The following is a 14,361-nucleotide window of genomic DNA, read 5'->3' on the forward strand; positions in this document are numbered from 1 at the left end:
GTCTGCCGATGGTGCAGCGGTGGCGGCAGGTTCTGGCACGGCGGTGGCGGCACGTGGTCATGTTCGGGCTGCCGCTCGCCGCGGTCCTGCTGTCGCTGGTCGTCAAGCCCGCCGCCGAGCCCGCACCGCCACGCGGCGGGCCGGATCCGGCGGTCGGTGCATGCTGGCAGGGGCACGGGCTGCACGTCGTGCTCACCGCCGAGGCGACCCCGACCGAGAGTGTGGCCTGCGAGGTGCCGCACCAGCTGGAGACCGTCGCCGTCGGGCACGTCCCGAAGGCCCTCGCCCGCCGTGACGCGCCGCCGCAACGGGCCGAGCTCACGGGCGAGTTCGCCGGCTGCGGGCGGACGGCGGGGGAGTATCTCGGCGCGGACTGGCGGACGCTGGACGTGTCGCTGCTGCTGTTCGCCCCGACGGCCGAGCAGTGGCAGGCGGGCGCCCGCTGGTACCGCTGCGACGTGGTGGCGCTCGGCGGGGACATCGACAGCGTCCGGGACCGCGAAGGCTCGGTGCACGGCGACCCGGCCGGTCACGGACCGTCCAACGACCTGACCCTGAACTGCGCCGTCAGGTTCGTCGCCGACGACGAGTGGGCCGGCACGAAACGGACCCCGTGCACGGAGCCGCACGACATGGAGTTCGCCGGCGTGGCCGAGTCGGCGGCGCCCGCGTTCCCGGAGACCGCGGCGGCCCGCGACGCGGCGTTCGGGGACCAGTGCCGGGACCGCGCCCTCGCGTACACCGCGATGCCCGGCGACCTGATGCGCGGCCGTGCCGTCACCGTCGGGTTCCTGCCGACCGGCGAACCGTCGACGTGGCCCGGCGGCGACCACTACGGCCGCTGCTGGGTGTTCCTGCCGCACCCGGTCACCGTTTCCATCCGCGGGGCCGGCGACCTGCCCGCCTGACCGCGGCGTCGTCCGGGGACGAAGCGTATGGACGGCGCCTCCTAAGATCAGCGGATGTCTTGGCTGCGGTGGGTACGCCGTACCGTCGCTGTGGCTGTCAGCGTGTGTGCGCTGGTGGGTTCGGTCCGGCTGGTCGCGCCAGCCACCGGCGGCACGGGCGGCGAGCCGAACGGGGTGCGGCGGCAGCTGGCGTTCCTGCGCGCCGCGCTCGACGACGGCGCCGGCGAGGACGCGCAGCAGCTGTACCCGGAGGGGTACTTCTTCCTCCACGTGCTGTACGGCCTGACCTGGGTCGAGCTCGGCATGCGCGGCCCCGCGGGCGAACGGGCGACGGCGCTGCGCGAGGCCCGGTGGGCGTGGCGGCACCTCGACGACCCCGCCGGCAAGGCACCGTTCAGCGAGAGCCTCACCCCGCCGTACGGCGTCTTCTACCAGGGCTGGAGCAACTGGCTGCTCGGCGGCGTGCTGAGCCTGCAACCCGCCGGGCAGCGCGACCCGGGGGAGCAGGCGCGGTTCGCGGCGGCGGCCGAGGCGCTCGGCACCGCGTTCGACGCGTCGGCGTCGCCGTTCCTGCAGGCGTATCCGGGCCAGGCGTGGCCGGTGGACTCGACCGTCGCCATCGCGTCGCTACGGCTGCACGATGCGCTGTTGCCGCCACGGTACGGCGCGACCGTCACCCGCTGGGTCGCCGGCGCCCGCGAGCGGCTCGACCCGAGGACCGGCCTGCTGCCGCACCGCGCCGACCCCGCCACCGGCGAGCCCCTCGAGGTGGCCCGCGCGACGTCGCAGAGCATCATCCACCGGTTCCTCGGCGACATCGATCCGGCGTTCGCCCGCGAGCAGTACCTGCGCTTCCGCGACCAGTACGTCGTGCGCCCGCTCGGCCTCGGCCCCGCCGTGCGCGAGTACCCGGCCGGTCTGGACGGCCCGGCAGACGTCGACTCGGGGCCGCTGCCGCTCGGCGTCAGCCTCTCCGCGACCGTGGTCACCATCGGCGCCGCCCAGGTGCAGCACGACGCCCCGCTCGCCGCGGCCCTGGCCAACTACGGCGAGCTGGCCGGCCTGCCGCTCGGCACGCCGTGGACCAAGCGGTACGCCCTCGGCCTCGTCCCGGTCGGCGACGCGTTCCTCGCCTGGTCGAAGACCGCCCGGCCGTGGGTCGCCCAGACACCGTCTGCGCCGCCGGAGACCATCCACTGGTGGTGGCGGCTGCCCCTGCTCACCCTGCTCGCGGTCCTCGGCACCGCCCCGTGGATCCCGGCCCTGGTCCGCCTCCGCAAACGCCGCCGATCCCGACCAGCCGGTGGCGCCTGACGGCGGGGGCGGCTGACCGCGGGGGCGCCTGATCAGCTGGTGGTGATGACCGTGGTGGCGACGGAGACGGCGGTCATCGAGGCGATGAGGGCCTGAATACGGGCGACGGCCTGCTGGACGGCGTCGGCGGCCCAGTTGTCCTTGCCGATCGCGTCGATGCGCGCCTTCAGCTCCTTCTTGTCCCGGCCGGGGAACAGCTTCCGCGCGAGGTCGACCGCCTGCACGAGCCCGAGCAGCGCCGCCGTCCGCGCGGGCACGGGACCGTCACCGTCGAGGGCGGCGGCGAGGTCCCGCCGGACCGCGGTCTCGGCGGCGGGCTCGGTGCCGGTCGCCGACGCGTACCGGGTGCGGGGAAACACCCACAGGACCCGGTCCTGCTCGCGGCGCAGCACCCCGGCCTCGACCTGCCGGTCGAGCAGCCGCCCGCGCAGCCCGTCGGCCAGCGGCTGGATCCAGGCGTCGGGCTTGCGCGGCTTCTTCTCCAACACGACACGGTCCAGGGCCGCGTCCGCGACCGGGTCCCCGGTCGGCGTGGCGTCGGTGACCACGACCTGGTCACCGGCGAGGTCGATCCGCCCGGCCAGCATCAGGTCGAGCAGCACCGCCCCGGCGAGCCCGTAGTCGAGCGCCGGGTCGCCGATCAGGTGGTTGCCCTCGTCGTCGAGAGCCAGCAGCAGGAAGTGATCCGCGAGACCGTCGCTCATGATCCCACCGTAAGCCGTCCGCGCATCCCGTGCAGCGCGCGGCGGCGTCACCCGTGAACCCGCAGCCAGCGGCGGCGAGTGGCCGCGGCGATGCCGTGGACCAGCCGGGCCAGGTCGGCCGCTCCCTCGGCGTCGTCGGCGCGGCGCACCGTCGTGAGGATCGGCGCGACGTCGTCGAGTTCGACGCCCTCGCGCAGCAGCACGAACTGGAGCACCAGCCCGGCGAGGCGGGCGTTGCCGTCGTCGTACGGGTGGAAGAAGGCGACGTCGAGGTAGACCCTGGCGGCCCGGGCGGTCACCGGGGTGTCCCGGTCGGCGGTCTGCGCCAGGCAGGCGGCGAACCGGTGCTCGGTGTCGGCGTGCAGCCCGTACCGTTCCCGGCCGTTCTTCGCGTGCGCCGGCGCCCGGCGGAACGTGGCGACCGGGACCCCACGGACGGTCCGGTTCCAGCGGGCCAGGAGGTCCGGGGTGAGGTCGGCGCCGGCGGCGGCCTCGCGCCGCACGTCGTCGTACGCGGTCAGCAGCCGGCACTGCCGCCGCGAGCCGGACCCGGCGGCCCAGCCGGCGAAGCCGTCACGGATCGCCGGCACCGGCACCTCCGGGTGCGGGACGAGCTCCCGCCAGCCGACGATCTCCCGCAACCGGAGCCACACCGTCAGGTGATCAGGCGCGGTCAACGGCCACCCGCTGGGCCAGGTCCTCGGCGACCGACAGCACGACCGCTCGCTTCGGCTCCACCCAGCTGCGGAACCGGCCGCCGACCGCGTGTTCGATCAGCTCCGTCCGCCGGGCCGAGTCGATGCCGGCCGCTTCGAGGAACCACCACAGCACCGTCGTGCAGCAGCCGTACCAGCCGGACTCGTACTGCGTGCGGTCACCGACGGCGGTCACCAGGTGAGCGACCGCACGCTCCCATCCGTCGATGTCGTCGCCGAGGTGCGGCAGGAACCGGTCGAACCGCTCCGCCAGGTCGTCCAGCCAGGCGCGCCACTCGATCAGAGCCGCCGAGATCGCGGCAACGGTCGCCTCGGGTGTGGTGACCGAGTGCCGGACGCAGCACCAGGAGCCGACCGGGCCACCGTCGAGGTCGCCCTCGCCGACCGACCAGCGCCAACCCACCGCCCACCGCCCGTACCGGGCGGCAAGCCCGGACGACACGCTGTCCAGCCACAGGTCCCTGAGCCGCCTGCCGGCGCCCGGAAACCCGGTCGCCGCGACAAGGTCGCCCACCACCGCCCGGACCGTCCCCGGATCGAAGGGCCGATCCTGAACGTCGGTGTCCGCCCAGCTCAGCTGCCACGGATAGGGCAGCGGGCCGTCCGGGGGCACGGTGTACCGGATGACCTGGATGTCGCCTCGAACGGCCCGCCAGGCCGGCGGCTCGCCGGTGCCGTCCACCTCCGCCGGGGCCGCCGCCGCGAAGCGGCCGCGGGCGTCGGTCGCGAGCTCGACCAGCAGTTCGTGCCAGGCCACGACGGCGTCGGCGAGGCGAGACAGCGTCTCCTCCGGGGTTGTCACCGCGGCGGGACGCTCCGCCCGCCAGACCGGAACGGACCCGCGACCCTGGAAGTCCTCCATCGCGACGGTGTACCACCAGCTCACCACCCAGTCGCCCAGGTGCTCGATCAGCGCCTGCGTCATCCGGTCGTACCAGATGTCGACGAGCCGCCAATCGGTGCCGGCCGGCGGGACGTCGGCGGCCGGCGGCAGTGCCCGCACCAGGTCCGCGACGCGGGCCGGGTCGACCGCGGGACGCGCGGCGGGATCGACGTCCCGCCACCTGAGTTGCCAGAACTGCGGGAGGGCTACTGGGTCAGTCGTCACGCTCGGCCTTCCGTACGGCAGCCGGCCAGCCTAACGGGTTCGCCCTCCCGCTCGCCGCCCCGTTACGCCGCGGCGCGCTCGGCGACGGGGCGGCGGCGCAAGGACGGGTCTGTCAGCGACCGCGGCCGCCAGGCGCCGTCCGCCCGGTACAGGTCGGTGCCCGGCGGCACGATCTCGTCGATGCGGTCGAGGGCGGCGTCGTCGAGGGTCAGGCCGGCGCCCTTCAGCGAGGCGTCCAGCTGGGCCATGGTGCGCGGGCCGATGATGACGGACGTGACGGCGGGGTGCGCGATCGGGAACGCCTGTGCCAGCTCCGGCAGCGTGCAGCCGAGGTCCTCGGCGACGGCGACGAGCTGCTCGACCACGTCGAGCTTGCGGGCGTTCTCCGGCAGCGACGGGTCGAACCGCGCCGGGTTCAGGGCGGCCCGCCCGGCGGACAGGTCGATCGGGTCGCCCTTGCGGTAGCGGCCGGTCAGGAACCCGGACGCGAGCGGGCTCCAGGTGAGCACGCCCATCCCGTACCGGGCGGCGACCGGCAGGACGTCCTTCTCGACGCCGCGGGCCAGCAACGAGTACGGCGGCTGCTCGGTCCGGAACCGGTGCAGCGCCCGGCGTTCCGCGGCGTGGTGGGCCTCGACGATCTCCTCGGCGGGGAACGTCGAGCAGCCGAACGCCCGGATCTTGCCCTGCCGCACGAGGTCGGTGAGCACCGACAGGGTCTCCTCGACGTCGGTGGTCGGGTCGGGCCGGTGCACCTGGTACAGGTCGATCCAGTCGGTCCGCAGCCGCCGCAGGCTGTCCTCGACCTCCCGCACGATCCAGCGCCGCGAGTTGCCGCCCCGGTTCGGCCCCTCACCCATCGGGAAGTGCACCTTCGTGGCGAGCACGACGTCGTCCCGCCGCCCCTGCAGCGCCTCGCCGACGATCTCCTCCGACTCGCCGGCGGAGTACATGTCGGCGGTGTCGACGAAGTTGATGCCCTGGTCGAGTGCGGCGTGGATGATCCGCACGCAGTCGTCGTGGTCGGGGTTGCCGACGGCGCCGAACATCATGGTGCCGAGACACTGGACGCTGACCTGCATGCCGGTCCGGCCGAGAGCGCGGTATCGCATGTCGCGCAGCGTAGGACCTGGAGTGGACTCCAGGTCAACCGCCAGACCATCGACGTCGTTCACGAGCGCCCGAGATGATGTTGGGTGGCCGGGGTCGCCGCGGTGCGACATGATGACGCCGTGTCCCCATCCCGTCCACGGCGAGTGCCGCGTCCGCGCTGGCGGTGGCTGGCCACCGTCGCTGTCGTCACAGGGTCGATCACCGTCGGGTGGGGGCTGCAGCCGTTCGGTCGCGCGGTGGACACGATCGGCCTGGTCGCGGGCCTCGGGCAGCTCGTGTTCGCGGCGATCGCCTGGCGTCAGTCGGTCACAGCGACCGGGCCGGGCACGCCCGACCATCAACGTCTGCTGGAGGCCGCCAGGTTCCTGCGCCGGCAGATCCTCCAGCAGTGGCACGAAGAGGTCGGGGACCGCCGGCTGCGCCACCCGCGGCCGCTGCAGCTGCGCTGGGAGAACGCCGTGCCCGGCCGGCCGGCGTCGCTGACCGTCACGCCCGGCAACCTCGTCGACGAGACGACCGGACGGGAACCGGCCGCCGCGCTGGTGGACGCGTTCCGCCGGCTGCAGCACCGTCAGCTGGTCATCCTCGGCGAGCCGGGCGCCGGCAAGTCGACCGTGGCGATGCTGTTCGTGCTGGCCGCGGCCGGCCGGGACGACGACCCGGTGTCCGTGCAGCGGCCCGTGCCGGTCCTGCTGAGCCTCGCCGCCTGGCGCGCCGACCAGGAGACGCTGCACGAGTGGATCGCGCGGCGGCTGGTCGAGGACTACCCGGAGCTCGCCGACGCCGCACGGTACGGCCCGGACGCCGCCGCGCGTCTGGTGGCCGAGCGGCTGGTCCTGCCGGTGCTGGACGGGCTGGACGAGATGCCCGCCGGGCTGCTGCCGGACGTGTTCGACGCGCTCAACGACGTTGCCGGGGTCGGCGGGCTGCAGACGGTGGTCACCTGCCGGCGGGCCGAGTTCAACGCCGCGCTCGCCGACGTCGCGCCGCTGCGCCTCGCCGCGCTGGCGGTCATCAGGCCCATCCGGGTCAGCGACTCGATCGCGTTCATCACCGGCGAGCAGGTCGACGCCGACCGCTGGCGTGAGGTGGTCGAGCGGATGCGGCAGGAGCCGGCGGGTCCGCTCGCCACCGCCCTGTCGACGCCGCTGATGACGGCGCTCGCCCGGGCCGTCTACGAGCGGCCGCACACCACGCCGGCGGAGCTGTGCGCGCTGCCCGACGTCCCCGCGATCCAGCAGCACCTGCTCGACCGGCTCCTGCCGACGGTGTACCCGGCCGCCCGCCTGCCGGTCGCCGAGCGGGCGCTGTCGTTCCTGGCGGCGCATCTGCAGGAGCGGCTCGCGACACCGAACCTCGCCTGGTGGCACCTGGCGCGGGCGGTGCCGACCGGGGTGGTGGTCTGGTCCGTCGCGGCCGTGATCGCGGCGGTGGGTGCCGCCGCGACGGCATACGTGCAGCCCTTCGGGTACGGCGTGGCGCCGGATGCCCTGTTCGGCGCCGGGATCGGGCTCGCGGCCGGCACGGTGGCCGGGCTCAACGCGGCCCGCGGCATGACCGCCACCAACACGCCCGCGACCGGCCGGCGGCGCTGGACGGGGCTCGTCGGCGCGGCGGCCCGCGACGGGCTCGCCGGCGCGCTCGTCGTCTGCGCGGCGACCGGCTGGTACTTCGCTGGCCGCGCCACTTCCGGCGGGATCGGCCTGCTCTACCAGCTCATCCAGCTGCTGGTCTTCGGTACCGGCCTCGGCATGGCGCTCAGCGTGGTCCTGCAGGGCCTGGCGCTGGGCCGCGGCTCCACGCCGAACCGGGCGGCGCCCCGCCCCGGCCTGCTGGTGCCGCGGCTGGTCTCCGGGCTCGGCATGGGCCTGGCGTTCGGGCTGCCCGCCGGGCTCACGCTCGGCGTGGTCGCCGGGGTGTCCGAGCGCGACCTGCGCAGCGGCCTCATCGCCGGGCTGCTGACGGTGCTCGTCGTCGGCGCGACCGTCGGCCTGCCGGTCGGCGTCGGGCGGTGGTTCGCCACGCCGGTCGAGGCCGACACCCCGCTCACCCCGCGCACGGTGCTGCGCGGCGACCTGATCAGCCTGACCGTCACCGCGTTGAGCTGCGCGGTGACCGCGGGCCTCGGCGACGCGCTGCTTACGATGGTCACGTCCGGCATGAGCAGCGGGTCGCTGGTCCAGTTCGCCGGGATGTCGACCGACTCCCCGCTGGAGGCGGCGCCGTGGGCGGCGCTGGTCGCGTTCGGCGCGGTGCTGCTCGGCTCCGGCGCGCCGAGCGTGTCGTACATGATCGCGCACGGGTGGCTGGTCCTGTGGCGGCGGCTGCCGTGGCGGCTGTTCACGTTCCTCGAGGACGCGCACGAGCGGGCGATCCTGCGGCAGCTGGGTTCGGTGTACCAGTTCCGCCACGCCCGCCTGCTGGAGCGCCTCGCCGCCGGGCACCGCCCCGGCCGCTACGGGCGGCTGGTGGAGACGGGCGCGGAGGTCGGCGCGATCCTGCGCGGTGAGCGCCCGCCGCCGCGACGGGCCGCTCGCCTCGGCGTCACGGCGGTGGCGATGCTCGTGCTGCCGGCGCTGCTGGTGACGGTGTCGTTCCCGGTGGCCCGCGACCGTCTCGAGGCGGCGATCGCGGCCGAGGACAGCGACGACGCGGCCGAGCTCATCGACAAGGCGGACACCCTGCAGGAGTCCGATCCGATGACGGCGCTGCGGCTGCGCGCCGCCGCGGCGAAGCTGGACTCCGACGACTCGTCCAAGCTGGATCTCGGCTCCGTCCTGGACCTGCTCGCCACCGGCGAGGTGCTGACCTGGCGGAAGGCGGCCAACGAGATCGTCGAAGGCGACCAGTGGCTCATGTTCAACGACGCCGGCGGCCGTGGCACCGCGTGGGGGCCTGCCGACACGTCGGCGGCCGGTCCGGTCCCGCTGGGTGACACCGGAGGGCTGTCGGACATGTTCAACGACGGTGTCTGGGCGATGTCGGAGCGGTTGCCCCGCCTGGTGTGGCAGCTGTCGAATCCACGGCTGGAGTCCGCCCACATCGACGACGACGCCGAGCTCAGCATCGGCCCCGGCGGCTGGCTGCTGTGTCTGTACCCGGACGGGCGGCTGACCGCCTTCGACGCACGGCTGTGGCCGGCGCGCGAGGTGCTCCTGGCGAGCGACGTCACGGAGACGGCGAGCGACGCCACCCGATGGGTGTACGCCGCCGGCCGGGACGGCACCCACGTCCGCGTCATCGATTTCGCGAACGAACCACCCCGGGTGGCGACGCTCGCGGACCCCACCGCCAAGCTCGACGCCGACGCCAGTGGTGAGGTCCTGGTGACCACGTCGCCGGCCGGCGTCATCACGCTCTGGGATCCCGCCGACCCGGGTCGCTCGCGCTACGTGGGCGGTGCGGACACCGACGCCGCTGTGTCCGTCTCCGGACCACGGCTCGTCTTTGTCGGCGACCGCCTGGTCGATGTGGGGACGGCGCCCGCCCGCTCGATCGAGTACGACGACGCCGTGACCGTGCCCGGTCACGACGATCGTGCCATCGTCCTCAGCGGTGGTGTCGTCGCGGTTGTCGACTTCGGTGCGGACCCGCCGGCCTGGCGGACGGTGGCGACCGGCGTGGACGACGTCCAGCATCTCACCGACAGGTGGGTGGCGCTCGGGTCCGAGAGCAGGAACGCGTTGAGGCTGCTGGACCTGAACCAGGATCCGCTGCGGGTCACCGTTACCGGCGAGCTGGTGAAAAGTGAAGTGCTCGCGGACGACGCCGGGCGCTGGTCGGTTTGGGACCGGTACTTGCCGCCGGTGTACGTCGGGCCCGGCGACCAGTACACCTCGGTCGCGGTCGCGGTCGGCGGCGAGGTCGCCGTGCTCGGGCAGCGGGACGGCAGCCTCCGGATCGTGCGGCTCGCCACCGGGCAGCAGCGGGTCGTCCCGCTCGGCGGTCCCTTGACGTCGGCGGTCTACCTCACCGACGACGGGCGATGGGCATCCGTCATCGTGGCGGGCAAGAAGGCGGCGGTGAACGTTTCGACCGGCGAAGTCCACCGGATGGGTAAGGGCGACGACATTCGCGAGGTCCGCGTCTACCGGACGAACGGGCGTATCGGTGACTGGATCGCCGTCTGGAAGAACCCCGCCCAGCCAGGCACGACACCGACCCTGCGGCACGTCGCCGGCGACCCGATGGTCGCCGCGTGCCGGCTCGTCCAGAAGCCGTTGTCGCCGCACGAGTGGAGGACGCTCGTGCCACGGCTGGCCTACGTCAACCCGTGCTGAGGAGCCTGATCCCCATGGCGAGCCTTTCCGAGCAGTTCGCGCACATCGCCACCGGCGCGATGTACGACGACCTCACCGCCGAGCTGATCGGCGCCCGGCAGCGGGCGGTGCTGGCGACCAACGCCTACAACGCCTCGTACGGGCGACCGCAGGCCGAACGGGAGGCCCTGCTCCGCGAGGTGCTGGGCACCGTCGGCGAGGGCGCGCAGTTCGAGCCGACGTTCCGGTGCGAGTTCGGCACGAACATCCACGTCGGCGCGAGGTTCTTCGCCAACTTCGACTGCGTCATGCTCGACGGCGCACCCATCACGATCGGCGACGATGTACTGATCGGTCCGAAGGTGGGCCTCTACACCGCCGATCACGCCCTGGACCTCGCCGAGCGCAAGGCCGGCGGCTGCCGGGCGAGGCCGATCACGATCGGCGACGGCGTGTGGATCGCCGGCGGCGTGACGATCCTGCCCGGTGTGACCGTCGGCCACGGCGCCGTCGTCGGCGGCGGCAGCGTCGTCACCCGGGACGTGCCCGCCGGCGCGCTCGCCGTGGGCAACCCCGCCCGGGTGCTGCGCCAGATCACCGACGCGGACCGCACCGGCTACGTCCCCACGCACTGAGCACCGCCGCCCGGGCCGCGAGCGTCGCCTGGGCAGGAGCGTTTAGGTGGGCAGGAGCGCGCGGCGCATGCTGGTGGCCAGCCAGCGGCGGAACGCGTCCTCGGGCCAGCCACGCTGTGACACCAGGGCCGCGTGGTGGCCCGGGTCGTTGTAGATCCACAGCACGTCCGTCGCGGTCTCCGTGTCGAGCGGCGGGGCGAGGGTGCCGAGCGTCTGGACTTGCCTGACGACCATCGCCGCGCCCGCCCGGCGGTTGCGCTGCAGGGTGTCCCACAGCTCGGCGACCTCCGGCGCGTCGTCGGCCGCCCTGCGGACGGTTTCGAACAGCAGCGCGGCGCGGCGGGCGATGACGACGCACGCGTCGGCGTAGGCGTCGAGGACCGTGCCGGGCGTGGTGGCGTCCCAGACGGGGCGGAACCACGGCCTGTCGGCGACGGCCACGGGCTCGTCGTCGCCGGCGAGCGCCTGGTCCAGCACCTGCTTGAGGAGGGCGGGCTTGGAGCCGAAGGCGGCGAAGACGGTCGGCCGGGCGACGCCGGCGGCGGCGCCGATCTCGGCCAGCGAGGTGACGACATACCCGCGCTCGACGAACAGTTCGCCGGCCGCGGCCACGATCGCGCGGCGGGTCCGCTGGGCGCCCTCCTCGCGGACGGACGACTGGTACCGCCGCCGCGGCTTGCCGTTGACATCACTCATGGTTCCGCCATACTAGCAACGTATTCATTAGACAGCGGTATATCGAATGGGGTGGGGCATGTCAGACACGGAAGCGGTCCGTCCGTACGTGCGGCGCGACGGCGAGGGTGAGGCGCTGTGGTTCCTCGGCAGCCTGGTGACGGTCAAGGCGGCCGGTGCGCAGACGCGGGGGCGTCTCACGGTCGTCGAGTTCGTCAATCCGCCCGGCTTCGCGCCACCGCTGCACCGGCACCTCGAGGAGGACGAGCTGTTCTACGTGCTGTCCGGCACGGCGCAGTTCCACTGCGACGGGCAGGTGCTGCCGGCCGGCCCGGGTGACTTCGTCCTGCTGCCGACGGGACTGCCGCACTCATTCGTGGTCGGCGCCGACGAACCCCTGCGGACCCTGCAGATCACCACGCCGTCGGGTTTCGACCAGTTCGCCGCGGCGGTCGGCGAGCCGGCGCGGGCACCCCGGCTGCCGGACCCCGGACCGATCGATCCCGTCGCCCTCGGCCACGCCGCGGCCCAGCACGCGATCGAGCTCCTCGGACCCCCACCCGGGCACTGAACGGGCCGTGGAGACGTTTGTCCGGACCTGCCCCGGGTAGTCCGGAAGGCCTGCATGAGTCCACTTCATGGAGGTACTCGCCATGGTCACCAGCAAGCCCGCGAAGGCCGTCAAGCACGCCGTCGAAGCCGCCGCAGAGAAGGTGGCCGACCTGCTGACGCCCGACGTGCCCGGGTCACCGGGCAGCGGGACGCCGACGGTCGAGGAGCCGACGGCACCGGCGCCGCCGCTGCCGGCGAAGCAGGACCAGGGTGGCCCCGACACGCGCACTCCGACGGGGGAGAAGACCGGCGCGCCGCCCGCGGCGAACGGACAGCAGGGCGCATACCTGACCACGGCGCAGGGCGCGCGGCTGCGCGACACCGACCACTCGCTCAAGGCCGGGCCGCGCGGGCCGACTCTGCTGCAGGACCACCACCTCCGCGAGAAGATCACGCACTTCGACCACGAGCGGATCCCGGAGCGGGTGGTGCACGCGCGCGGCGCCGGCGCGCACGGCGTCTTCACCGGCTACGGCACCGCGGACACGTTGACCCGGGCCGGCTTCCTCAGGAAGGGCAAGGAGACCGACGTCTTCGTGCGGTTCTCCACGGTACTGGGGTCCCGCGGCTCCGCCGACACCGTGCGCGACACGAGGGGCTTCGCGACGAAGTTCTACACCGAGGAGGGCACGTTCGACCTGGTCGGCAACAACATGCCGGTCTTCTTCATCCAGGACGGCATCAAGTTCCCCGACATCATCCACGCCGGCAAGCCGCACCCGGACCGCGAGATCCCGCAGGCGCAGAGCGCGCACGACACGTTCTGGGACTTCGTGTCGCTGCACACCGAGGCCCAGCACCACGTGATGTGGAACATGTCCGACCGGGGCATCGCCCGTTCGTTCCGGATGATGGAAGGCTTCGGCATCCACACGTTCCGGCTGGTCAACGACGCCGGCGAGACGGTGCTGGCGAAGTTCCACTGGAAGCCGAAGCTCGGCGTGCACTCCCTGGTGTGGGAGGAGGCGCAGCTGCTCAGCGGCATGGACCCCGACTTCCACCGCCGCGACCTGTACGACGCGATCGAGTCCGGCGCCTACCCCGAGTGGGAGCTGTGCGTCCAGGTGTTCCCGGACACGCCGGACGAGACGTTCGCCGGGATCGACCTGCTCGACCCGACGAAGATCGTGCCGGAGGAGCTCGCACCCGTGCAGGCGGTCGGGAAGATGGTCCTCAACCAGACGCCGCGGGACTTCTTCGCCGAGGTCGAGCAGGTCGCGTTCCACCCGGGCCACCTGCCGCCCGGCATCGACGTCACCAACGACCCGCTGCTGCAGGCGCGGCTGTTCTCCTACCTCGACACCCAGATCACCCGGCTCGCCGGCCCGAACTTCGCGCAGATCCCGATCAACCGGCCGCACGCGCCGGTCAACGACATGCTCCGCGACGGCTTCCACCAGCAGGCCGTGCACGCCGGGGTCGCACCGTACCGGCCGAACTCCCTCGACGGAGGCAACCCCTTCGTCGCCGGCGACGCCGAGCACGCCTTCTCCGACACCCCGGTGACCGTCGCGGAGGCGCCGAAGATCCGCGCCAACCCGGCGTCGTTCGACGACCACTTCAGCCAGGCCCGGCTGTTCTGGGCCAGCATGTCGCCGGTGGAGCAGGAGCACATCGTCCGCGCGTACACCTTCGAGCTCGGCAAGTGCTACGAGCAGGCGATCAAGGAACGGCAGCTGCAGGCCCTCGCCAACATCGACCCGGTGCTGTGCGCACAGGTGGCCGCCGGGCTGGGCCTGCCCGCACCGCAGCCGGCCACGCCCGTGGCCGCGGTGACGCCGAGCCCCGCGCTGTCACAGGTGGGGCGCGTGTGGCCGCCGGACGGCCGCACCGTCGGCGTCGTCGTCGACCCTGAAGGCGACATGGCCGATGTACGAGCCCTCCGCGAGGCCGTGTTCGCCGCCGGCATGGTGCCGCTGCTGATCGCACCGCACGGCGGGATGGCCGGCGGCCTGCCGGTGCAACGGACGTTCGCCACCGGCCGGTCGATCGAGTTCGACGCCCTGCTGCTCGCCGGCGCGCCCGTCCCCGCACCCGACGCGCCCCCGTCCCGCGAGGCCAAGCCCGCCGACGCCGCTGTCGACCCGCGGGTCCTGCTGCTGGTCGAGGAGTGCTGGCGGCACGCCAAGGCGATCGGTGCCTGGGGCGCGGGCACCACGGTGCTGACCGCGACCGGCGTCACCGGCTCACCGGGCGTCGTCACCGGCGATGCCGCCGAGGAGGTCTTCGCGGACGTGCTGCGGCTGATGGGCGCGCACCGGGTCTGGGAGCGGTTCCCCGCCACGATCGTCTGACCGCCGCGTGGGCGGTGAGCGCC

The 14,361-nt window shown here is 73.7% G+C and carries 11 protein-coding genes; 6 read left to right on the top strand and 5 right to left on the bottom strand.

Going from position 1 to position 14,361, the window contains the following annotated elements:
* Positions 1-8 precede the first annotated feature (8 nt).
* Positions 9-908, top strand: coding sequence for a septum formation family protein (locus tag ABZ321_RS32275; RefSeq protein WP_354898313.1), 900 nt, complete (start codon positions 9-11; stop codon positions 906-908).
* Positions 909-962: 54 nt separating this feature from the next.
* Entirely contained in the window at positions 963-2,222 is a 1,260-nt protein-coding gene (locus ABZ321_RS32280) for a hypothetical protein (RefSeq protein WP_354898315.1), read from the top strand.
* 32 nt (positions 2,223-2,254) lie between these two features.
* On the opposite strand, the gene ABZ321_RS32285 is transcribed toward ABZ321_RS32280, so the two are convergent.
* The 4 genes from ABZ321_RS32285 to ABZ321_RS32300 all read right to left on the bottom strand — a co-directional run bounded on the left by ABZ321_RS32285 (position 2,255) and on the right by ABZ321_RS32300 (position 5,862).
* Positions 2,255-2,926, bottom strand: coding sequence for a GPP34 family phosphoprotein (locus ABZ321_RS32285; RefSeq protein ID WP_354898318.1), 672 nt, complete (start codon positions 2,924-2,926; stop codon positions 2,255-2,257).
* Positions 2,927-2,973: 47 nt separating this feature from the next.
* The gene (locus tag ABZ321_RS32290) at positions 2,974-3,603 is read right to left on the bottom strand and encodes a hypothetical protein (protein WP_354898321.1); all 630 of its coding nucleotides are present in this window, start codon (positions 3,601-3,603) and stop codon (positions 2,974-2,976) included.
* Entirely contained in the window at positions 3,590-4,750 is a 1,161-nt protein-coding gene (locus tag ABZ321_RS32295) for a hypothetical protein (protein ID WP_354898324.1), read from the bottom strand. Before ABZ321_RS32295 ends, ABZ321_RS32290 begins: the two co-directional genes overlap by 14 nt.
* Before the next feature lie 62 nt (positions 4,751-4,812).
* Positions 4,813-5,862 carry an aldo/keto reductase gene (locus tag ABZ321_RS32300; RefSeq protein ID WP_354898327.1) on the bottom strand — a complete coding sequence of 350 codons (1,050 nt, stop codon included), beginning with the start codon at positions 5,860-5,862 and terminating at the stop codon, positions 4,813-4,815.
* Between the two features lie 237 nt (positions 5,863-6,099).
* Between ABZ321_RS32300 and ABZ321_RS32305 the strand changes: the two genes are divergently transcribed.
* Complete coding sequence (locus tag ABZ321_RS32305) at positions 6,100-10,143, top strand: hypothetical protein (protein ID WP_354898330.1); 4,044 nt, start codon at positions 6,100-6,102, stop codon at positions 10,141-10,143.
* Positions 10,144-10,157: 14 nt separating this feature from the next.
* Positions 10,158-10,757 (top strand): sugar O-acetyltransferase, encoded by a 600-nt coding sequence (locus ABZ321_RS32310; protein ID WP_344509796.1) that lies wholly within the window; start codon positions 10,158-10,160, stop codon positions 10,755-10,757.
* A gap of 42 nt (positions 10,758-10,799) precedes the next feature.
* Here the strand turns inward: ABZ321_RS32310 and ABZ321_RS32315 are convergent, their stop codons facing one another.
* The gene (locus ABZ321_RS32315) at positions 10,800-11,453 is read right to left on the bottom strand and encodes a helix-turn-helix domain-containing protein (protein ID WP_354898333.1); all 654 of its coding nucleotides are present in this window, start codon (positions 11,451-11,453) and stop codon (positions 10,800-10,802) included.
* 58 nt (positions 11,454-11,511) lie between these two features.
* On the opposite strand from ABZ321_RS32315, the gene ABZ321_RS32320 reads away from it, so the two are divergent.
* Positions 11,512-12,003 (top strand): quercetin 2,3-dioxygenase, encoded by a 492-nt coding sequence (locus ABZ321_RS32320; protein WP_354898336.1) that lies wholly within the window; start codon positions 11,512-11,514, stop codon positions 12,001-12,003.
* A gap of 82 nt (positions 12,004-12,085) precedes the next feature.
* Entirely contained in the window at positions 12,086-14,338 is a 2,253-nt protein-coding gene (locus tag ABZ321_RS32325) for a catalase (protein ID WP_354898463.1), read from the top strand.
* Positions 14,339-14,361: the final 23 nt, after the last annotated feature.

Origin of the sequence: Dactylosporangium sp. NPDC006015 (assembly GCF_040614215.1) — a bacterium.
GTDB classification, from domain to species: domain Bacteria; phylum Actinomycetota; class Actinomycetes; order Mycobacteriales; family Micromonosporaceae; genus Dactylosporangium; species Dactylosporangium maewongense.

What these genes read in the sequence shown, in the direction of transcription:
- ABZ321_RS32275 (WP_354898313.1), top strand. Translation starts at nt 9, where the DNA reads ATGGTGCAGCGGTGGCGGCAGGTTCTGGCACGGCGGTGGCGGCACGTG.
- ABZ321_RS32280 (WP_354898315.1), top strand. Translation starts at nt 963, where the DNA reads ATGTCTTGGCTGCGGTGGGTACGCCGTACCGTCGCTGTGGCTGTCAGC.
- ABZ321_RS32285 (WP_354898318.1), bottom strand. Translation starts at nt 2,926, where the DNA reads ATGAGCGACGGTCTCGCGGATCACTTCCTGCTGCTGGCTCTCGACGAC.
- ABZ321_RS32300 (WP_354898327.1), bottom strand. Translation starts at nt 5,862, where the DNA reads ATGCGATACCGCGCTCTCGGCCGGACCGGCATGCAGGTCAGCGTCCAG.
- ABZ321_RS32310 (WP_344509796.1), top strand. Translation starts at nt 10,158, where the DNA reads ATGGCGAGCCTTTCCGAGCAGTTCGCGCACATCGCCACCGGCGCGATG.
- ABZ321_RS32315 (WP_354898333.1), bottom strand. Translation starts at nt 11,453, where the DNA reads ATGAGTGATGTCAACGGCAAGCCGCGGCGGCGGTACCAGTCGTCCGTC.
- ABZ321_RS32320 (WP_354898336.1), top strand. Translation starts at nt 11,512, where the DNA reads ATGTCAGACACGGAAGCGGTCCGTCCGTACGTGCGGCGCGACGGCGAG.
- ABZ321_RS32325 (WP_354898463.1), top strand. Translation starts at nt 12,086, where the DNA reads ATGGTCACCAGCAAGCCCGCGAAGGCCGTCAAGCACGCCGTCGAAGCC.